Here is a 19,287-nt window from a genome sequence, read left to right as displayed (position 1 = left end):
GAAGCCAGGGAAGGAAATCACCGGTTAATGCGTTCGGCAATATCCTTCGACGTATTCAACACGCGCACTTCAGTAAATAACTCTGTCGCTTCGGCGTACTCTTTGCGCAAATATCCCAGCCACTGTTTGATACGGGCGACGTGGTACAAACCGGTGTCCCCCTGCTTCTCGAGGCGGGTGTATTTTTGCAAAATGGTCATGACATCCGACCACGGCATCCGTGGCGCGTTGTACTTGACCATCCGGCTGAGATTGGGAATATTTAGCGCGCCGCGCCCGAGCATCACCGCATCGCACCCGGTAATTTGCATGCAGGCCTGCGCACTGGCGTAATCCCAGATTTCACCGTTGGCAATCACCGGAATGCTCAGACGTTGACGGATTTCACCAATCGCCTGCCAGTTGATCCGCTCGGCTTTGTAGCCGTCCTCTTTGGTGCGGCCATGCACCGCCAGCTCCGTCGCGCCAGCCTGTTGCACCGCATCGGCAATCTCAAAGCTACGATCGAGAGAATCCCACCCGAGGCGCACTTTCACCGTAACCGGCAGATGCGCAGGCACGGCGGCGCGCATGGCTTTCGCGCCCTGATAAATCAGCTCCGGATCTTTGAGCAACGTTGCGCCACCGCCGCTGCCGTTGACCATTTTTGATGGGCAACCGCAGTTGAGATCGACGCCGTAAGACCCCAGTTCGACGGCGCGGGCGGCGTTTTCAGCCAGCCATTCAGGATATTGCCCGAGCAGTTGCACGCGAACGCGGGTACCGGAAGGCGTGCGGCTGTCGTGATGTAATTCGGGGCACAGGCGATGGAAGACTTTGGCGGGCAACAGTTGATCGACCACACGCACAAACTCAGTGATGCACAAATCGTAGTCGTTCACTTCGGTCAGAAGTTCACGAACCAGGGGATCAAGTACACCTTCCATCGGAGCCAGTAATACGCGCATTGCAGTTCAACCCTTAAAAATGACGCGCAAGAGTACCGCAAGGCCCGTCTTCCGGCAATTACCCCTGTGACAAATCACGGCTTAAGCGATTCTCCGTGACGCTTTGCGAACGCCGCGCTTTCACCGAACGCCATGCAATCCAGACGGACAGCAAAGCGGGAACGGTGAATAACAGGAACATCCAGAATGCGGCGCTCGATGCACCGGCATCCCCCTGATTCACCCCGGCAAAGTTCGCCACGGTGCCCGCTAATGCCGCACCCAGCGCGGCAGCAAAGGATTGCACTACGGTTATCGACGCACCGGCTTTTTCACGGTCTTCCTCCGGCGCCTGCTGCAATACGCGGGTCAGCAGATGTGGCCAGCCGAGGCCGATACCGAAACCGGCCAGCGTCAGCCCGAGCACCACGCCGCTGATGTTCAGCCACGGCATCCCGAAAGCCACCGGCACGGTGAACAGCAGCAACAGCAGACCGGCGGCGAGGATCAGCGGCCCGAAGACAATGGCATTATCTGCCCGGCGACCTGTCCAGCCGGAGCTGGCAACTTCGCTGAGCGTCCAGCCCGCCGCAGCGGCGGCCGTAATGTATCCGGCGGCCAGTGGCGTCTGGCCATGCAGATGTTGCAGCAGATAAGGAACAAACAGCTCACAGCCGAGGCCGATAATCAGCAGCGTCATCACCAGATATAAACCGTACAGCGGCGATGAAGTCCGCAGCGCATTACGCGGCAGCAGGCGCACATCGGCGGTAAATTCGCGATGACGTAAAATCAGCATCATCACTACTGCAATCACAAAACCGAGCAGGTTGATCAGGCCGGAGGTGGATAAACTCCCCGCCGAGACTACCAGCACCGCACCGGTCAGAAGTGCCAGTTGCATCCACGGCAGCGGCTCTTCCGGCTGCTTGTCGCGTTGGGATTTCGGCAGCAACCGCCAGGCCCAGAAGCAGAAGAAGGCGGTGACCGGCAGCAGTAAACCGAACGCCCAGCGCCAGGCATGAAGTTCGGCGAAGATACCGCCGACCGCCGGACCGACCAGCGTCGCAATGCCCCACATCGCCGAAATCAGCGCCATGGCACGCGGCCAGAGCGATTCTTTAAACAGCAGATTGATCATCGCGTAGGAGAGCGCAAACAGGAATCCGCCGCCAAGCCCCTGCAACGCCCGTCCGAGCAGCAGCACCGGCATACTCGGCGCGGCGGTACAGATAGCGGCACCGGCAATGAAAATGGCCGCGGCGGTGAGGTAGCTGCCGCGCGGTCCGGCGCTGCGCATCAGCCGCGCAGAGAGTGCCGAGCCAAGAATGGAACAGACTACGTACAGCGTGGTGTTCCACGCGTACCACGCCAGCCCGCCGATATCCTGCACCACCGACGGCAAAATTGTGATCACGATGTAACTGTTGGTGGCATAAAGCGCGACTCCGGCACTCAGGGTGATCGCACTCCCCCGGTTTTCTGCGCTGAATAAATCCTTCCACCCGCTCTGACTTTCCGACATTTCTCTGCATCCCTTTGGTTTGTTCTTTCCACGCATTGAAGCGCGTTGTGGTTGTGGTATGATTAAAACAAGAAATTACTTGGAATATGTTTTACGTAATCTAGAACCCGACGAGGTAATATGTCAAGCAGTGACTTGGAAAATAAAAATGATATCAGGCAAAGCGTCGCTGAGCACATCCTGACGTTACTCAAAACCCGTGGGGAATTACAGGCCAGCGACGCCGGTCATCTGCTGGGTACCACCGGCGAAGCGGCGCGTCAGCAGTTTGTTAAGCTGGCAAAAGACGGTCTGGTGGAAGCCAAATCCGTGTCGCAGGGCGTCGGACGTCCGACGCAGTTCTGGCAGCTGACCGCGCAGGGCCACGCGCACTTCCCCGATGCGCATGCCGATCTGACTGTACAACTCTTACAGCTGATCCGCACTTCTTTGGGTGATTCGGCGCTGGAACAACTGATCACCTCGCGGGAAAACCTGACGCTGGAAAATTACCGGCAGGCGATGGCCGGTGCCGATTGCCTGGAAGACCGGCTGCAACGGCTGACGGAAATCCGCACCCGCGAAGGCTATATGGCCGACTGGACACCACAGGAAGACGGCAGTTATCTGCTGGTGGAAAACCACTGCCCGATTTGCGCGGCGGCGGCGACCTGTCAGGGCTTCTGCCGTGCTGAACGCGATGTGTTCAGCAGCGTGCTGGAAGCACACGTCGAACGTACCGAGCACATTTTGCAGGGCGCGCGCCGCTGCGCCTATGTGGTCAGCCCTGAATCTTAAAAAACAGGCGAAAAAAAACCGCCGGTGAAGGCGGTTTAGTCTGGGACTGAGAGAAGCTTACTTGTTGCCGCTGCCCGCAGGACCGCTGCGACGCTGGCCTGCATGTGCAGGACGCGCGCGGGCCGGACGGTTTTCACCGGTGCCACGGTTTTCTGAGGTGCCGCTGCGTGCGCTGCTTCCGCCCGGACGCGGAGCGCCTGAACGTGGAGCACCGGAGCGCGGTGCGCCCGGACGCTGGCCCTGACGTGGAGCACCACGACCGCCGCCGCCACCGCTGCCCTGACGGCCATTGATGATAGGCTCTGCTTTGATGCTTGGATCTGGCTCATAACCCGGCAGTGCAACGCGTGGAATTTCACGCTTGAGCAGACGCTCGATGTCACGCAGCAGTTTATGTTCATCGACGCACACCAGAGAAACCGCTTCACCAGTGGCTTCTGCACGGCCAGTACGGCCGATACGGTGAACGTAATCTTCCGGTACGTTTGGCAGCTCGTAGTTCACAACGTGCGGCAACATGTCGATATCCAGACCGCGCGCGGCGATATCGGTCGCCACCAGTACGCGGACGGAACCGGCTTTAAAATCGGCCAGTGCACGGGTACGCGCACCCTGACTTTTGTTGCCGTGAATAGCGGCGGCAGTGATGCCGTCTTTATTCAGCTGCTCAGCCAGATGGTTCGCGCCGTGTTTGGTACGGTTGAACACCAGCACCTGTTTCCAGTCGCCTTCGCCAATCATCTGGGACAGCAGTTCTCTTTTGCGTTTTTTATCAACAAAGTGAACGGTCTGATCAATTTGCTCAGACGCGGTGTTGCGACGCGCGACTTCCACAGAAGCCGGGTTCGTCAGCAGCTTGCTCGCCAGGCCTTTGATCTCATCAGAGAAGGTCGCGGAGAACAGCAGATTCTGACGCTTGGCAGGCAGTTTCGCCAGCACGCGACGGATGTCGTGGATGAAGCCCATGTCGAGCATGCGGTCAGCTTCATCAAGCACTAAAATTTCTACCTGAGATAAATCAACAGCACGCTGGTGTTCCAGATCCAGCAAACGGCCAGGCGTTGCGATCAGAACATCCACACCACCGCGCAGTTTCATCATCTGCGGGTTGATGCTCACACCGCCAAACACCACCATCGAACGTAAGGTCAGGTACTTGCTGTAAGCCTGAACGTTTTCGCCGATTTGTGCCGCAAGTTCGCGGGTTGGGGTCAGGATCAGCGCACGAACCGGGCGACGTCCTTTGAATTGCGCATTGGTATGGCTGAGCATATTCAGCAGCGGCAGGGTAAAACCAGCGGTTTTACCGGTACCGGTCTGCGCGCTCGCCATCAGGTCACGACCTTGCAACACGACAGGGATGGCCTGACGTTGGATAGGCGTAGGTTCGCGATAGCCCTGTTCTTCAACAGCACGCAAAATTTCGGCACTTAAGCCGAGGGAATCAAATGACATATAAGGAAAAGCTCCAGTCCACTCTAACCCGAACGGGGTTCGGTGCAGTTTCAAGAGTGGATGATCAGACGAGGCAAATGAGGCATTACCACGAGGATTCGGCACAAACTGCAGTGCGCCAGTTGGGGCGATAATAGCACAGAACGCCGCTACGCGTGAAATTATCTCCTGTTGCCCTGTAACCAGTGATGACAATCACAGACGCGGGCGAAAAATTGTGACCGGATAATCTGCGGTCATAGTCCCAAACCTTGATACAGGATAATCAATTATAAACCTCATCAATACGTTCCCACTTTTTGCGTCCCCCTCTCGGTATTCACTTGCTATGCTTGCGACAGCTCCCTCTTCACTCCATTAAGGCCATACCGCAGCGACATGGAAACCTGGAAAATCAATTTAATCTCCGTCTGGCTGGGGTGTTTTTTCACCGGCATGGCGATGAGTCAAATCCTGCCTTTTTTACCTCTTTATATTGAACAGCTGGGCGTCACCGACCACGCATCCCTCAGTTTGTGGTCCGGTCTGGTCTTCAGCGGCACATTTCTGGTTTCCGCCATCGTCGCGCCGTTATGGGGCAGCCTCGCGGATCGCAAAGGCCGCAAGTTAATGCTGCTGCGCGCGGCGCTGGGCATGGCGATTGTCATGATGTTGCAGGGCTTTGCCACCAACGTCTGGCAGCTGTTCATTCTGCGCACGCTGATGGGATTAACCTCCGGTTATATCCCGAATGCCATGGCACTGGTCGCCTCGCAGGTACCGCGGGATAAAAGTGGCTGGGCGCTCGGCACGCTCTCGACCGGTCAGGTGTCAGGCGTTATCATCGGCCCGCTGCTCGGCGGTTTCATGGCCGATCACCTCGGCCTGCGCACGGTATTTTTCGTCACCAGCGGTATGCTGTTTATCAGCTTTCTCATCACGTTATTCCTGATCAAAGAGCGCGTGGTGCCGGTAACCAAAGCCAACCGGCTCAGCGGCAAAGCGGTTTTCACTACGCTGCCCTATCCGTGGCTTATCGTCAGCCTGTTCGTAACCACCATGATGATTCAGCTGGCCAATGGATCCATCAGCCCGATCCTTACACTGTTCATCCGCGAACTCTCTTCGGACACCAGTAATATCGCCTTTATCAGCGGCGTGATCGCCGCCGTTCCGGGGGTCTCGGCGCTGATGGCTGCGCCGAAACTCGGCAAACTCGGCGATCGCATCGGCGCGCACCGTGTGCTCATCGCCGCGCTGGTCTTTTGCTTCATCTTGTTCTGCCTGATGGCGCTCATCAACACCCCGACCCAGCTCGGCATTTTGCGCTTCATGCTCGGTTTCGGCGACGGTGCGCTGATGCCTGCCGTGCAGGCGTTGCTGATTAAATACAGCAGCGATCAGGTCACCGGCCGGATCTTTGGTTATAACCAGTCCTTCATGTATCTGGGGAATGTTATCGGGCCACTGATAGGCTCGACCGCCTCGGCGGTGCTGGGGTTCCGCTGGGTGTTTATCGTCACGGCAATACTGGTGTTATTTAACACGGTGCAGGTGTGGTGGAGTTTCCGGCAGGTGCCGACGGGGAGAGTCAGAATCCCGTAGAATTTGGATTGCAGGAGGCCGCTGCAATAGCGGCTTCAAAGCTCAAGTTAAATTCAAGGTCAATACCGTGGGCGTCTGCCCACAAAGAAGGTTGAGCCGCTTTGCTTTGCTCCTCTCCCTCGAAGGGAAGGGAGCCGAACGAGTGGTTTTGATTTTTTGAAATGATCCGAGCCGGTGAAGTTGTGACCGAAAAAGAGTTGGCCGCGTTCAAAAATCACGCCGAGGAAGAGGTGGAAAACCGCGCGTCTGTTTGCGCGGGTTGTAACCCGCACCGAGGGAACCGCACAGCGGCGGGATTTTGCGGCAAGAGTTGAAGCAGCTGAAACATAGCCCGTCTGCACGGCACGTGTTTTAAAAAACGGGGGAGTCCAGAGGGCGCGCGTTTACGCGTCCTTTGGGCCGGTTTGGGCGGCAGCCCAAGGTCTTGACCTTGAATTTGCTATAAAAAGCCGCTCTATGCCCGGCAATGGCATAAAAAAAGAGCGCTTTTCAGCGCCCCTCTCAAATTTGCCATCAAAAACCGATTAACGACGGTTGCCGAAGATGCGTAACAGCATCAGGAACAGGTTGATGAAATCCAGATACAACGTCAGCGCGCCCACAATCGAATATTTGCGGAAATTATCGCGGTCATCCGCAGACAACTGCGCGCCCATGTTCTTCAGCTTTTGGGTGTCATAAGCGGTCAGACCGACGAAGATCAGCACACCTGCATAAGAAATAATGTTCGCGAGGCCAGAGCTTTTCAGCCACATATTGACCAGTGAAGCCAACACCAGGCCGATCAATGCCATGAACAACATGCTGCCAATGCCGGTTAAATCACGCTTGGTCACGTAACCGTAAACACTCATCGCGCCAAACATACCGGCGGCAACAATGAACGTCCCGAAGATCGAGTCGCCGGTGTAAACCAGGAAAATGCTGGACAGCGTCAGGCCGGTCAGCGCCGAGTAGAGCATGAACAGACCGGTCGCGACCGTGCCGCTCAGGCGATTCACCATGCCTGAAATCACGAAGACCAGCGCCAGTTGCGCAATGATCAAACCGAAGAACGTAATCTGGCTGGAGAACACAAAGCTCATGATTTTTTCAGAGCCGGAAGCATACCAGGCGACAAATGCGGTCAGCAGCAAACCACAGAACATCCAGCCATAGACTTGCGCCATGTAGGCCTGAATGCCGGTATTCGCGCGTTCAACAATTGAACCATTACTGCGTGGATATCGATCCATGATGATTACCTTTTGCATGGAGGAAAAATGAGGCCAACACAGCCTCCCGATCTTCTAAGCGTATCACAGATAATGCAAAAAGCATGGGAGGCTTGCGTGCGGTTGAACTGCGATTTACCAGCGCGCTGCCGCGTCTTTATCGCTGTCACGGGCGTCAACCCAGCGGTCGCCCTCTTCGGTCGCTTCGCGTTTCCAGAATGGCGCACGGGTTTTCAGGTGATCCATAATGAATTCAGTCGCTTCGAACGCCATTCCGCGGTGCGCGCTGGTGACGCCTACAAACACAATTTCATCGCCCGGATACATCGGTCCGACGCGGTGATAAACCGAAACCCGTTGCAGCGGCCAGCGGGTACGGGCGTCGGCGACAATTTCTGCCAGCGCTTTCTCGGTCATGCCCGGATAGTGCTCCAGCGTTAATGCGCTGACATGATTACCCAGATTGTGATTGCGCACTTTGCCGGTGAAGGTCACCACCGCGCCGTCGGCGTCAGACTGCGCCAGCCAGTTGTATTCATCGCCAACGCTGAACGGCGCGACATCAACAATAATTTTGGTCTGATCCATCTCAGCCTCCGGTAACCGGCGGGAAGAACGCCACTTCGTCCCCCGCTTTCAGCGGATGCGCCATATCGGTCAGCGTCTGATTCACCGCCACCAGCAATTTGCCGGATTCCAGCGCCAGCGCCCAGCGGTCGCCGCGTGCCGTCAGGGCGTTACGCAGGCAGTCAACGGTGGGGAATTCTGCCGGCAGTTGCAGCGCTGAGGTGCCAATAATTTCACGCACCTGCGCGAAGAATAAAATCTCGATCATGCTTCCGCCTTACTTTCCACCTTAAAATCACCGGATTTCCCGCCGCTTTTTTCCAGCAGGCGGATCGGGCCAATCACCATGTCTTTCTGCACGGCTTTGCACATGTCATAAATCGTCAGCGCGGCGACGGATGCCGCTGTCAGCGCTTCCATCTCGACGCCGGTTTTACCACTCAGGCGACAGCGGGATTCGATACGTACACGATTAAATTCAGGCTGCGCTTCCAGGTTCACTTCCACTTTGGTCAGCAACAGCGGATGGCACAGCGGGATCAGATCCCAGGTTTTCTTCGCTGCCTGAATACCGGCAATGCGCGCGGTGGCGAACACGTCGCCTTTGTGGTGATTACCGCTGATGATCATCGCCAGCGTGCTTTCGGCCATTTCGACAAAGGCTTCGGCGCGGGCTTCACGCACGGTTTCGGCTTTACCGGAGACGTCCACCATGTGGGCATCGCCGGAAGCATTAATATGAGTAAGTTCTGACATGCTTATTTCTTCAAATGTGGAGTGAAATTGCACGGGCCCTGACGGGCGTCGAGCTGGGCTTCGATAATGTTATCCCAGGCCGTCTGGCAGGCGCGGGTGGAACCCGGCATGGCGAAAATCACGGTCTGATTGGCGATGCCCGCGATGGCACGAGACTGAATGGTCGAGGTGCCGATATCTTCAAAGGACACCATGCGGAACAGTTCACCAAAGCCTTCAATTTCGCGGTCGAACAGCGGCTTCAGGGCTTCCGGTGTGTTGTTGCCGACGTTAAAACCGGTGCCACCGTTAATCAAAATCGCCTGAATCTTTTCATCAGCAATCCACGCGGATACGACCGCACGGATGCTGTAAATGCTTTCTTTCACGATTTGCTGTGCGACGACGTGATGCCCGGCTTCTGTGACCGCCTCTTTCAGGTAATGCCCGGAGGTATCTTCCGCGTCGGTACGGCGATCGGACACCGTCATGACAGCCACGGATAACGGCAAAAATTCTTTGCTGGCCTTGCTCATCAGTTTGCTCCTTAAACCCTTTGGTGCCGGTTTCACCCGCCGATAAACGACAGGTTCTGAGTAATACCGGTATTGCCTTCATGCAGGAAGTGAGTCTGTTTTTTACGGCTGAGGCCGCCCTGAATGCGATCCATCAGGTCTTCCTGCTGCATATCGTCGGACAGTAAATCGCGCAGAGGAATGCCCTGCTCGCCAAACAGACACAAATGCAGATTGCCGATGGCAGAGACGCGCAGGCGGTTACAGCTGGCGCAGAAATCTTTTTCATAAGGCATGATCAGACCGATTTCGCCGAGATAATCCGGATGACTGAATACCTGTGCCGGGCCGTCACTGCGCGAACGGATCTGCAACTGCCACCCCTGACGCACCAGTTGTTCGCGCAACACTTCGCCGGAGACATGATGTTTGCGGAACAGATCGCCGCCGTCGCCGGTTTCCATCAGTTCGATGAAACGCAGCTGAATCGGGCGAGTTTTGATCCAGTCAAGGAACGTGCCGAGGCTGGCGTGATTCACGTCGCGCATCAGCACGGTATTGACTTTTACCTTGCTGAAACCGGCGTCAAACGCGGCATCAATGCCTTCCATGACTTCACGGAATTTGTCCTGCCCGGTGATGGCATGAAACTGGCGGGCATCGAGGCTGTCGACGCTAACGTTGATATTGGTCAGCCCGGCATCGCGCCATTTGCTGATATCACGCGCCATGCGATAACCATTGGTGGTCACCGCCAGCGTTTTGATTGAGGGATTTTCGCGCACGGCGGCGATGATCTCGCAGAAGTCGCGGCGCAGCGACGGTTCGCCACCGGTCAGGCGCACTTTTTCCGTTCCTAACTGAGCGAACGCGCGGCTGACCCGACGGATTTCATCGAGCGAGAGAAAGCTTTTATTGCTGTGTCCGTGCGGCTTGTAGCCGTCCGGCAGACAATAGGTGCAACGAAAATTGCACACGTCGGTGATCGACAGCCGCAAGTAATAAAACTTGCGGGCAAAAGCATCAGTAAGTTGAAGCACCTTTACACCTTTCCAAATACGGGAGATGCGGGCATTTCTGCCATGCACCCTGGTGACGTTCGTCACGGCCAGAGCACCATATTGTTTCTGTGGGACTATCGTCAGAAAGCAACTTAGGGGCAAAGGCTAGGAGTTGATCCATTTCTTTCTTTGCAGAAGCCATGAATTCGGGTAACGGCGCATATTCTAACGCCGTAAAGTCCGGATCGCCAAGGTGGTTTTCGTTATGCATTTTGATATATAACGACTTTTCAATGCAAAACGCTGCATTTTCAACGATAAAAGCGGCGATATAGAAAAAGTGTTTCAGGAAGGCTAATTGATAACATCCTGTTGCAAAATTAGGTAAAATCCCCGGATAAAATTTCAGCCTCCCGTGCTCCCCCGTCTTACAAGGAAACTTATGCGCAATCGTACTCTCGCTGACCTCGATCGGGTGGTGGCACTCGGCGGAGGCCACGGGCTTGGCCGCGTGATGTCTTCGCTCTCTTCGCTGGGCCCACGACTGACGGGCATCGTGACAACAACGGATAACGGCGGTTCGACCGGCCGCATCCGCCGTTCAGTGGGCGGCATTGCGTGGGGTGATATGCGCAACTGCCTGAACCAGCTGATCACTGAACCGAGTCTGGCCTCAGCGATGTTTGAATATCGTTTCAGCGGTCAGGGCGAACTGGACGGACACAACCTCGGCAACCTGATGCTGCGCGCGCTGGATCACCTGACCGTGCGACCGCTGGAAGCGATCAATCTGGTGCGCAGCCTGCTGAAAGTGGACGCGGAGCTGATCCCGATGTCTGAAGATCCGGTAGATCTCACGGCGATTGATGCAGACGGCAAACGTGTGCACGGCGAAGTGAATGTCGATAAGTTGCAAAAAACGCCACGCGAACTGCTGCTGGAACCCCAGGTGCCCGCAACCCGCGAGGCGATCCAGGCGATTGATGAAGCCAATCTGATACTGATCGGGCCCGGCAGTTTCTACACCAGCCTGATGCCGCTGTTGCTGATGAACGATCTCACCACCGCCCTGCGCCGCAGCCGCGCGCACATTGTTTACATTGGCAATCTGGGGAAAGAGCTGAGCGTCGCCGCCGCCTCGCTGACGCTGGACAACAAGCTGGACATGATCGAAAAACGCATTGGCCGTCGTGCCGATGCGGCAATCGTCGGGCCGAAAGTGCAGGTCGGCAACTGCGCCGCTGAACATCTGATTATTCAAAGCCCGCTGGAAGCCAGCGACATTCCGTACCGTCATGATCGCGAAATGCTGCGCATGGCGCTGGAAGAAGCGCTGCAAAAGATGCAGTAACGCCTGCCCCCATAACACAAAGGCCGCGCAATGCGGCCTTTGTCATTTTTGCAGGCTCTGACTTATTGCCAGTCCGCTAAAATCTGCGCGGTCGTTTTCACCGATACCGGATTGCCCGGCACAGAAAGCCCTTCCCAGACTTCGTTGTGATGAGCGATCAGCTGCTGCGCGGTCACGTGGGTGCGGTTGCCGGTGGTATGCGCATCGGACGCCACGGTCACCGCGTAGCCTTTGCTGGCCGCGATTTTGATGGTGGTGTCGACGCAATAATCGGTGGCGCAGCCACAAATTGTGAAACGCGTGGTATCCAGCTCTTTGAGAACAGATTCCAGTGTTGTGCGGTAGAAGGAATCACAGGCGGTTTTGGTGACAGAAATTGCACCATCCGGGCGATGCAGCTCCGGTAAGACATCCCACAGCGCGCTGCCTTCGGTCATCTCCCCCTCGGCATGCTGGATGAAGATGACCTGCCCTGCCCGGTCGATCATCTGATTAATCTGTGCAGCACGTCCGGCACGATCATACCGTTCGGATTCAAACACACCATTTTGCATATCCACAACAATCAGTACGTTTTGCTCTGCCACAATCCTTTCCCTCAACAATCACAACCCAAGAATGAAAAAAGCCCTGCATCACTTTACACAATGCGGAGCTTTTTCACAGGCTGATAACAATGAATTTATCAGGAGGGATCGTCTTGTTTTTTCATCAACGGATGATCGTTCCACGGACTGTCGGCGGCCGGTTTGGCGGTGCTGACTTTTGGCTTTTGCGCTTTGACTTCAGACAGCGGCGTGCGGCGTTTGCTGCGGCTCATGTCCGGGCGCAGATGGCCTTCGATGAAATCCAGATACAGCGTTTCCACTTCCTTACGCGCCCAGGGCGTGCGGCGCAGGAATTTCAGGCTGGATTTTACACTCGGATCGCTTTTGAAACAGTTGATGTTCACCTGCGACGCCAGCGCCGGCCAGCCGAAGTTGTCCACCAGCGTTGTCAGCAGTTTTTCCAGCGTGACGCCGTGCAGCGGATCTTTCGCCGCACCGGGGTTTTGTGGTGTATCAGTCATCAGCAAGCTCGCTCAACAAAATTCAGGGCGCGCAGTCTAGCACTTTTGTTCGCTGCTGACACCGCGCGCCTGAGGGTTTAGGACACAGCGATAAACTGTTCGCGCAGGGCGTGCAGTTCGTCGCGGGTATTGGCCGCCTCTTCGAACTCCAGATTTTGTGCATGCGCATACATTTTGCTTTCCAGCTCCTTGATGCGTTGCTCCAGCGCTTTTGGCGTAAGCGATTTGAAGGTTTGCGCCGCTTCGGCATCCCGCTTGTCTTTGTTCTTTTTGGTCTTCGGCTGACCGAGTTGCAGAATATCGGAAATCTTTTTGTTCAGCCCCATCGGCGTGATGCCATTATCGAGGTTGTACTGTTCCTGTTTGGCGCGGCGACGCTCGGTTTCTTCGATGGCTTTCGCCATGGATTTGGTGATCCGGTCGCCGTACAAAATTGCCTTACCGTTGAGGTTACGCGCCGCACGGCCGATGGTCTGGATGAGCGAGCGTTCAGAACGCAGAAAGCCCTCTTTGTCGGCATCAAGAATAGCCACCAGCGAAACCTCCGGCATATCCAGCCCTTCTCTGAGCAAGTTAATGCCGACCAGCACGTCGAATTCACCGAGACGCAAATCGCGAATGATCTCCACGCGCTCCACGGTATCGATGTCAGAGTGCAGGTAACGCACCTTCTCGCCGTGTTCTTCCAGATACTCGGTCAAATCCTCAGCCATGCGCTTGGTCAGCGTGGTGACCAGCACACGCTCGTTGATGGAAACGCGTTTGCGGATCTCCGACAGCAGGTCATCAACCTGAGTGGTCACCGGCCGCACTTCGATCAGGGGATCGAGCAGACCGGTCGGACGCACCACCTGTTCGACGACGTCGCCACCGGATTTTTCCATCTCATAGGTGCCGGGCGTGGCGGAGACGTAAATACTTTGCGGCGCGGCGGCTTCGAATTCCTCAAAGCGCATCGGACGGTTATCGAGCGCCGACGGCAGACGAAAGCCGTATTCCACCAGCGTTTCTTTGCGCGAACGGTCGCCTTTGTACATCCCGCCGATTTGCGGAATGGTGACGTGGGATTCATCGACAATCAGCAGGCCGTCGGCTGGCAGATAGTCAAAAAGCGTTGGCGGCGGCTGACCGGGACCACGTCCGGAAAGATAACGCGAATAGTTTTCGATGCCGGAGCAATAACCCAGCTCGTTCATCATTTCAAGATCAAACTGCGTGCGCTGGCTGATGCGCTGTTCTTCCAGCAGTTTGTTATTGCCGAGCAGCACTTTGCGCCGGTCGGCCAGTTCCACCTTGATGTCTTCCATCGCCTGCACGATACGTTCGCGCGGAGTGACGTAGTGCGTTTTCGGATAGATGGTGAAACGTGGCACTTCATGCTGAACCTGACCGGTCAGCGGATCGAACAGCGACAGCCGCTCGACTTCCTGATCAAACAGCTCGATGCGTACCGCCAGATCGTCTGATTCCGCCGGGAAGACGTCAATCACTTCACCGCGTACGCGGAACGTACTGCGCTGGAAAGCCTGATCGTTACGGGCATATTGCAGCTCGGCCAGACGGCGCAGGATCGAACGCTGATCGATGATCATGCCCTTCGTCAGGTGCAACATCATTTTGAGATACAGATCCGGATCGCCCAGACCGTAAATCGCCGATACCGACGCCACCACGATCACATCGCGGCGTTCCAGCAGGGCTTTAGTAGCAGAAAGACGCATCTGCTCGATATGTTCGTTCACCGAGGCATCTTTTTCGATAAACGTGTCCGAGCTTGGGACATACGCCTCAGGCTGGTAGTAATCGTAGTAAGAAACAAAGTATTCAACGGCGTTTTCCGGGAAGAACTCTTTCATCTCGCCGTAAAGCTGCGCCGCCAGCGTTTTATTCGGCGCCAGCACCATCGTCGGACGGTTGAGGTCAGCAATGACGTTCGCCACGGTAAAGGTTTTGCCGGAGCCGGTGACCCCAAGCAACGTCTGGTGCGCCAGACCGTTCTCCAGCCCTTCTTCCAGACGACGGATTGCCTCAGGCTGATCGCCTGACGGTTTAAATTCGGAATGCAGTTTGAACACTTTACTCATGACGGGCTACCTGACTGAAGAAGAAGACGCACAAGACCATTGGCAAAAACAGGACCTGGGGCGGAGGATCAGTATGGAAGACTCCTCATTTTTTGCCACTGCTGATTTTTGCCGCCACTATAATACTGTATATAAAACCAGCCTCCAATGACTATTCCTCACACAGCGTTTAACTGGTTGGCGTACCTGCACTTTTTTAGGTTATCGGCAAAACGGTTTTTTCACCATCAGATGACATTCCTCCCCAAAATTTATCATCTGTTAACTTACTGACCACAGGTTGACGAAAACTGACACTGTCAGTGCGAACGAATTGGGGCCGTATTGCTTTTAACTAACCATTTGATAAAAAAGAACATCATTAAAAAGCCGCGAATTCGGGCAAACCGAGCGCAACCCCCGTCCCGTCTCGTCTGTAGCATCTTTTCTCACTCTCATGCACAAGGTTATCCACAGGAATAGTGGATAACTCACAGCACGCCGCGCACAGCGGGAGTTGGTAAAAAACATCCTTCAGGCAATTCAGGCCTCTGAGTGGTCTTTTTTAGTTATTTTTTATCTTTTTTATCTCCTCATTTATGCCTATTTTGCCTAAATTACAGTGCTGATGTTTCTTGCAAAAATCAAAAAGTACGATCTAAAGGATCTTTAAACATTCCCGCACCGGATCCTTTGCACCAAAATCAGTGAGACCGGCACTGGCAAAGTGCAGCGCTATTCTCCATATGCACTGTGAGCGACATCAAAACCTGAGCAACGCTTATGAATAATCCGAAATCCCCGCCCGCCGTAGCGTTAACACCCCCGTAACTTCTCTTTTTATTCTGCTTTATGAAACTTGGCCTGAGAGTTGCAAATTCCCTGCTGTGAGAGATTTTATGAAGCATTCCCCTGCAGAAGGCGTGAACAGTGGAATAAAAATGTCAGAAAAATGACAGTGGCCGTCAAAGTGAAGTTCAGCGGAACGCTCCGTGAGCGAGGGAGGTCTGATGTTAAGTGTAAAATCGGTTAACCAGTATTACGGTCAGAAACACATTTTGTGGGATATCAATCTCGAACTTTACCGCGGGCAATGCACCGGTTTAATCGGGCGAAACGGCGTCGGCAAAACGACGCTGATTAACTGCATCATGGGGCATCTGCCGGTCAAAAGCGGTGCGATCTTCTGGCAGTCGGCCAATGAAGAACCGCAAAGTTTGCTCAATCTGCCGGTAGAAAGCCGGGCGCAAATGGGAATTGGCTACGTGCCGCAGGGGCGACAGATCTTTTCGCAGATGAGCGTCGATGAAAATCTGCAAATTGCCATGATGTCCAGCCGCAATAAGACGCGTCGCGTGCCTGAGCAGGTGTACGACCTGTTTCCAGTACTTAAGGAAATGGGTTCACGCAAGGCGGGTGAGCTTGATGAGAGCCAGCAACAGCAGCTGGCCATCAGCCGGGCGCTGGTTCAGCAGCCGGAACTGCTGATCCTGGATGAGCCGACCGAGCACACCAGCGCGGCGATGGCGGCGAATATGGGGAACATCATTCACCGGCTCAATCGCGACCTCGGCCTGACGCTGCTGCTGGTCGGCCACAAGCTGCCGTTCATTCGTAGCGTCGCTGACCGGTTTTGTCTGGTCGACGGCGGGCGAAACGTCGCGCAGGGCACGCTGGCACAGCTCGACGATACGCTGGTCAAAAACTATCTGACCTTCTGATGTCTGTTTTTGACGGTTTTAGTTACTCAGACGGTCGAGACTGAGATATTGCCCAAGATTGACGTCCGGTCCGACACTCAGGTACGGGATCTCGCCCAGCAGTGGCGCAGGCAGCATACGCGTGAGCGTATCCATGTAAGCCTGATGATGCTTCCCCGTTTCCTGAACGTCGTTGGCAATCCATCCCGCCAGCGGTAAACCGCTCTGCGCGATAGCCTGTGCGGTCAGCACGGCGTGATTAATGCACCCGAGACGCATCCCCACCACCAGCACCACCGGCAGTTGCTCGGCAACTACCCAGTCGGCAAAGGTATAGTCAGCTGTCAGCGGCGTATACCAGCCGCCTGCGCCTTCCACCACCACCCAGTCCGCCAACGGTTCGAGATGACGCAGGCCTGCCGATAATACAGCCGGGTCGATGGGGCATTTTTCAAGTTCGCTGACGATATGCGGCGAGGTGGGTTCGACAAAGGTGCACGGGTTCACTTCGTCATAGCGCAACCCGACAGTGCTGAACGCCTGCAACGCCAGCGCATCGCTGTTGCGCGGCCCTTCGGCGGTCATTTCACTGCCTGATGCCACCGGTTTATACCCGGCGGTGGAGTGTCCGGCCTGTGCTGCGGCCTGTAAAAATGCGCTTGTCGCGACAGTTTTACCGACTTCGGTATCGGTGCCGGTAATAAAGTATTTTTTCATGTTTTAGTTAAACAAATCTGGAGTTGGTTTATCTCCCTCCCCTGCGAAGGGGAGGGCCGGGGTGGGGTATTAATGGCAACTCTGGCTTTCAAGTTGCCTGCAAAACCCCCTCCCAACCTCCCCCTTCGCAGGGGGAGGAGTAGATTAACGTGGGATCAGTTCTTCCACCTGCAAAATGCCGTAGACCATCCGGTAGTTGAGCGGCAGGATGCCGTCGCGGCGGACGTAATGTTTCTCCAGCAATTGCAGACGCTCTCGCCCGCCCAGCCCGCCGATGCGACCGTTTTTGATGTGCGTCGCGCCAATGCCTTTCAAAGATCGCATCAGCGACATCACGTCAGGGAATTCGGCGACGTGATCGCTGAAAGTGACTTCATGGCGATACGGCGCGCAGGCTTCGGCGATTTTATCCGGCGTCAGAAATTTGTTCACGTGGCGGCGCCCGTCGACTTTCATCCATGCGGCAGCCAGTTCGTTAAGCGAGCCTTCAGCCAGCGTGGAGAAAATCACCAGCCCGCCGTTGCGGGTGACGCGGTGCATTTCTTCCAGCGCGCGCGGCAAGGCATTGCACCACTGCACGGCCAGATTACTGAAACAGATGTCGACGGAGTTGTCGGCGAACGGCAAACGCTCGATGTCACCGGGCACATATTCGTCGGCCGAATCCAGCTCGCGGGCACGCGTTAACATGCCCTCGGAGAGATCCAGCGCGATGACATGATTGCCCTGCGCCCGCCAGTGGCGGCTGAAATAGCCGGTGCCGCAGCCCGCATCCACTACGGTGTTTTTCACGCCGTCAAGTTCATACATCTTCAGGTACGGCGCGGCGAGAGAGAGTAATTCCTCCCCGACATCACGCTGCAACTGCGCGGCATTTTCATAACTGATGGCGGCGCGACTGAACGCGTCGGCCACCGCTTGTTTATTCACTAATTCAGTGACTGCACCCATGAAGGGACTCCAGCAAAAAATCGATATCTTCCGGCCTGTGCGCTGCCGTCAGGGTGATACGCAAGCGCGCACTGCCCGGTGGCACCGTCGGTGGACGGATGGCGCTGACCCACAACCCGCACTCGCGCAGCCTTTCCGCCAGATCCAGCGCGGGCTGATTTTCACCCACGATAACGGGCTGGATCGCGGTCTGTGACCCGGTCAGCCCGTACGGCAATCCGGCGGCACCCGCGCGAAAACGGGCAATATTGGCGGCCAGTTTATCACGCAGACCGTCGTCTTGCTGGATCCGCGCCAGCGACGCCTGCAACGCACAGACCTGCGCGGCAGGCATCGCGGTGCTGTAAATCAGATGACGGGCAAACTGCAACAAATAGTCGGCCGTTGCGTCATCGCACAACACCGCCGCTCCGCTGCATCCGAACGCTTTGCCAAAGGTCACCACCAGCAGCTCAGGGCGGACGCCCTGCTGCCAGCAACTGCCACGTCCCTGCTCGCCGATCACCCCGACGCCGTGAGCATCATCCACCATCAGCCAGCTGCCGTGCGCCTGCGACAAACGGTGCAAACCGGCGAGCGGCGCAGCATCCCCGTCCATGCTGAATACGCCTTCGGTCACCACCAGCGTTTCACCGGCCACCGGTTTTTCCAGCAGACTTTGCAGAGAATCCGGCTGATTGTGATGAAAACGCCGCAGCTGCGAAGGTGCGTGTGCGGCGGCTTCCAGCAAAGACGCGTGGCTGAGTTTATCCGCCAGCACGCGATCCTGGCGTTGCATCAGCGCCGCCAGAATCGCCTGATTGGCCGCAAAGCCGGAGATAAACAACAGCGCGCGCGGATACCCCTGCCACGCTGCCAGTTGCCCCTCAAACTCCGCGTGCGCATCGCTGTAACCGGTAACGTGACCGGAACCGCCGCTGCCCGTGCCGTATGTCTGCGCGCCCTGCTGCCAGGCGGCAATCACTTCAGCGTCCTGACTCAGGCCGAGATAATCGTTACCCGAAAAATTCAGATAACGCCGGTCGCCCTGGGTCAGAAAGCGCGCGCTGCCGCCACGGTTAGGCTGACGCACGCGAAATGCGGCGGCCTGTTTACGGGCGGAGATCGCGGCATCGATCCGCGTTTGCCAGCTCATCG

The 19,287-nt window shown here is 56.1% G+C and carries 19 protein-coding genes and 1 riboswitch; of the genes, 4 read left to right on the top strand and 15 right to left on the bottom strand.

The window, feature by feature from the left end:
* Window positions 1-17 precede the first annotated feature (17 nt).
* Window positions 18-947 carry a tRNA dihydrouridine(16) synthase DusC gene (dusC, locus tag ACMHLI_RS10120; protein WP_413529343.1) on the bottom strand — a complete coding sequence of 310 codons (930 nt, stop codon included), beginning with the start codon at window positions 945-947 and terminating at the stop codon, window positions 18-20.
* Between the two features lie 58 nt (window positions 948-1,005).
* On the bottom strand, window positions 1,006-2,451 hold the full coding sequence (locus ACMHLI_RS10115; protein ID WP_413529342.1) for an MFS transporter: 1,446 nt from the start codon (window positions 2,449-2,451) through the stop codon (window positions 1,006-1,008).
* Window positions 2,452-2,571: 120 nt separating this feature from the next.
* On the opposite strand from ACMHLI_RS10115, the gene ACMHLI_RS10110 reads away from it, so the two are divergent.
* Window positions 2,572-3,228, top strand: a complete 657-nt coding sequence (locus tag ACMHLI_RS10110) for a helix-turn-helix transcriptional regulator (protein WP_413529341.1) — start codon at window positions 2,572-2,574, stop codon at window positions 3,226-3,228.
* Window positions 3,229-3,285: 57 nt separating this feature from the next.
* On the opposite strand, the gene rhlE is transcribed toward ACMHLI_RS10110, so the two are convergent.
* Window positions 3,286-4,683 (bottom strand): ATP-dependent RNA helicase RhlE, encoded by a 1,398-nt coding sequence (gene rhlE, locus ACMHLI_RS10105; protein ID WP_413529340.1) that lies wholly within the window; start codon window positions 4,681-4,683, stop codon window positions 3,286-3,288.
* Between the two features lie 378 nt (window positions 4,684-5,061).
* On the opposite strand from rhlE, the gene ACMHLI_RS10100 reads away from it, so the two are divergent.
* Window positions 5,062-6,267, top strand: coding sequence for a multidrug efflux MFS transporter (locus tag ACMHLI_RS10100; RefSeq protein ID WP_413529339.1), 1,206 nt, complete (start codon window positions 5,062-5,064; stop codon window positions 6,265-6,267).
* A 524-nt stretch (window positions 6,268-6,791) separates the two neighbouring features.
* Here the strand turns inward: ACMHLI_RS10100 and ACMHLI_RS10095 are convergent.
* The 6 genes from ACMHLI_RS10095 to moaA form a co-directional block, all read right to left on the bottom strand.
* Entirely contained in the window at window positions 6,792-7,502 is a 711-nt protein-coding gene (locus ACMHLI_RS10095; protein ID WP_013576373.1) for a Bax inhibitor-1 family protein, read from the bottom strand.
* Window positions 7,503-7,616: 114 nt separating this feature from the next.
* Window positions 7,617-8,069 carry a molybdopterin synthase catalytic subunit MoaE gene (gene moaE, locus ACMHLI_RS10090; RefSeq protein ID WP_413529338.1) on the bottom strand — a complete coding sequence of 151 codons (453 nt, stop codon included), beginning with the start codon at window positions 8,067-8,069 and terminating at the stop codon, window positions 7,617-7,619.
* Window position 8,070: 1 nt separating this feature from the next.
* Entirely contained in the window at window positions 8,071-8,316 is a 246-nt protein-coding gene (gene moaD, locus ACMHLI_RS10085) for a molybdopterin synthase sulfur carrier subunit (protein WP_413529337.1), read from the bottom strand.
* Window positions 8,313-8,804 (bottom strand): cyclic pyranopterin monophosphate synthase MoaC, encoded by a 492-nt coding sequence (moaC, locus tag ACMHLI_RS10080; RefSeq protein WP_413529336.1) that lies wholly within the window; start codon window positions 8,802-8,804, stop codon window positions 8,313-8,315. Before moaC ends, moaD begins: the two co-directional genes overlap by 4 nt.
* Before the next feature lie 2 nt (window positions 8,805-8,806).
* Window positions 8,807-9,319, bottom strand: a complete 513-nt coding sequence (moaB, locus tag ACMHLI_RS10075; protein WP_413529335.1) for a molybdenum cofactor biosynthesis protein B — start codon at window positions 9,317-9,319, stop codon at window positions 8,807-8,809.
* A gap of 32 nt (window positions 9,320-9,351) precedes the next feature.
* Window positions 9,352-10,338: a GTP 3',8-cyclase MoaA gene (gene moaA, locus ACMHLI_RS10070; RefSeq protein WP_413529334.1), complete on the bottom strand. Its 987-nt coding sequence runs from the start codon at window positions 10,336-10,338 to the stop codon at window positions 9,352-9,354.
* Window positions 10,328-10,483: riboswitch (molybdenum cofactor riboswitch) on the bottom strand. It overlaps the preceding gene by 11 nt.
* Before the next feature lie 258 nt (window positions 10,484-10,741).
* Between moaA and ACMHLI_RS10065 the strand changes: the two genes are divergently transcribed.
* The gene (locus tag ACMHLI_RS10065) at window positions 10,742-11,650 is read left to right on the top strand and encodes a gluconeogenesis factor YvcK family protein (protein ID WP_413529333.1); all 909 of its coding nucleotides are present in this window, start codon (window positions 10,742-10,744) and stop codon (window positions 11,648-11,650) included.
* A 62-nt stretch (window positions 11,651-11,712) separates the two neighbouring features.
* Here ACMHLI_RS10065 and ACMHLI_RS10060 read toward each other — a convergent pair whose 3' ends face one another.
* The 3 genes from ACMHLI_RS10060 to uvrB form a co-directional block, all read right to left on the bottom strand.
* Window positions 11,713-12,237 (bottom strand): isochorismatase family protein, encoded by a 525-nt coding sequence (locus ACMHLI_RS10060; RefSeq protein ID WP_413529332.1) that lies wholly within the window; start codon window positions 12,235-12,237, stop codon window positions 11,713-11,715.
* 98 nt (window positions 12,238-12,335) lie between these two features.
* On the bottom strand, window positions 12,336-12,719 hold the full coding sequence (locus ACMHLI_RS10055) for a VF530 family DNA-binding protein (RefSeq protein WP_112166969.1): 384 nt from the start codon (window positions 12,717-12,719) through the stop codon (window positions 12,336-12,338).
* A 77-nt stretch (window positions 12,720-12,796) separates the two neighbouring features.
* Entirely contained in the window at window positions 12,797-14,803 is a 2,007-nt protein-coding gene (gene uvrB / locus ACMHLI_RS10050; RefSeq protein ID WP_413529331.1) for an excinuclease ABC subunit UvrB, read from the bottom strand.
* A 989-nt stretch (window positions 14,804-15,792) separates the two neighbouring features.
* Between uvrB and ACMHLI_RS10045 the strand changes: the two genes are divergently transcribed.
* Entirely contained in the window at window positions 15,793-16,503 is a 711-nt protein-coding gene (locus ACMHLI_RS10045) for an ABC transporter ATP-binding protein (RefSeq protein ID WP_213052199.1), read from the top strand.
* Window positions 16,504-16,521: 18 nt separating this feature from the next.
* Here ACMHLI_RS10045 and bioD read toward each other — a convergent pair whose 3' ends face one another.
* From bioD to bioF, 3 genes are all read right to left on the bottom strand, one after another.
* On the bottom strand, window positions 16,522-17,199 hold the full coding sequence (bioD, locus tag ACMHLI_RS10040) for a dethiobiotin synthase (RefSeq protein WP_413529330.1): 678 nt from the start codon (window positions 17,197-17,199) through the stop codon (window positions 16,522-16,524).
* 144 nt (window positions 17,200-17,343) lie between these two features.
* Window positions 17,344-18,150 carry a malonyl-ACP O-methyltransferase BioC gene (gene bioC / locus ACMHLI_RS10035; RefSeq protein WP_413529329.1) on the bottom strand — a complete coding sequence of 269 codons (807 nt, stop codon included), beginning with the start codon at window positions 18,148-18,150 and terminating at the stop codon, window positions 17,344-17,346.
* Window positions 18,134-19,285, bottom strand: coding sequence for an 8-amino-7-oxononanoate synthase (gene bioF / locus ACMHLI_RS10030; RefSeq protein WP_413529328.1), 1,152 nt, complete (start codon window positions 19,283-19,285; stop codon window positions 18,134-18,136). The genes bioC and bioF overlap by 17 nt, the downstream gene beginning before the upstream one ends.
* Window positions 19,286-19,287 lie beyond the last annotated feature (2 nt).

It is taken from the genome of Rahnella inusitata (assembly GCF_965118895.1).
Taxonomy (GTDB): Bacteria; Pseudomonadota; Gammaproteobacteria; order Enterobacterales; family Enterobacteriaceae; genus Rahnella; species Rahnella inusitata_A.
Note: the sequence above shows the minus strand (reverse complement) of the source record. Positions and strands in the feature narration are given on the sequence as shown.

Excerpts from the sequence above, each read along its gene's own strand:
- bioD (WP_413529330.1), bottom strand. The coding sequence starts at position 17,199 with ATGAAAAAATACTTTATTACCGGCACCGATACCGAAGTCGGTAAAACT.
- ACMHLI_RS10095 (WP_013576373.1), bottom strand. The coding sequence starts at position 7,502 with ATGGATCGATATCCACGCAGTAATGGTTCAATTGTTGAACGCGCGAAT.
- moaC (WP_413529336.1), bottom strand. The coding sequence starts at position 8,804 with ATGTCAGAACTTACTCATATTAATGCTTCCGGCGATGCCCACATGGTG.
- ACMHLI_RS10100 (WP_413529339.1), top strand. The coding sequence starts at position 5,062 with ATGGAAACCTGGAAAATCAATTTAATCTCCGTCTGGCTGGGGTGTTTT.
- ACMHLI_RS10110 (WP_413529341.1), top strand. The coding sequence starts at position 2,572 with ATGTCAAGCAGTGACTTGGAAAATAAAAATGATATCAGGCAAAGCGTC.
- moaD (WP_413529337.1), bottom strand. The coding sequence starts at position 8,316 with ATGATCGAGATTTTATTCTTCGCGCAGGTGCGTGAAATTATTGGCACC.
- dusC (WP_413529343.1), bottom strand. The coding sequence starts at position 947 with ATGCGCGTATTACTGGCTCCGATGGAAGGTGTACTTGATCCCCTGGTT.
- bioC (WP_413529329.1), bottom strand. The coding sequence starts at position 18,150 with ATGGGTGCAGTCACTGAATTAGTGAATAAACAAGCGGTGGCCGACGCG.
- ACMHLI_RS10045 (WP_213052199.1), top strand. The coding sequence starts at position 15,793 with ATGTTAAGTGTAAAATCGGTTAACCAGTATTACGGTCAGAAACACATT.
- ACMHLI_RS10065 (WP_413529333.1), top strand. The coding sequence starts at position 10,742 with ATGCGCAATCGTACTCTCGCTGACCTCGATCGGGTGGTGGCACTCGGC.
- rhlE (WP_413529340.1), bottom strand. The coding sequence starts at position 4,683 with ATGTCATTTGATTCCCTCGGCTTAAGTGCCGAAATTTTGCGTGCTGTT.
- bioF (WP_413529328.1), bottom strand. The coding sequence starts at position 19,285 with ATGAGCTGGCAAACGCGGATCGATGCCGCGATCTCCGCCCGTAAACAG.
- moaB (WP_413529335.1), bottom strand. The coding sequence starts at position 9,319 with ATGAGCAAGGCCAGCAAAGAATTTTTGCCGTTATCCGTGGCTGTCATG.
- ACMHLI_RS10115 (WP_413529342.1), bottom strand. The coding sequence starts at position 2,451 with ATGTCGGAAAGTCAGAGCGGGTGGAAGGATTTATTCAGCGCAGAAAAC.
- moaE (WP_413529338.1), bottom strand. The coding sequence starts at position 8,069 with ATGGATCAGACCAAAATTATTGTTGATGTCGCGCCGTTCAGCGTTGGC.
- uvrB (WP_413529331.1), bottom strand. The coding sequence starts at position 14,803 with ATGAGTAAAGTGTTCAAACTGCATTCCGAATTTAAACCGTCAGGCGAT.
- ACMHLI_RS10055 (WP_112166969.1), bottom strand. The coding sequence starts at position 12,719 with ATGACTGATACACCACAAAACCCCGGTGCGGCGAAAGATCCGCTGCAC.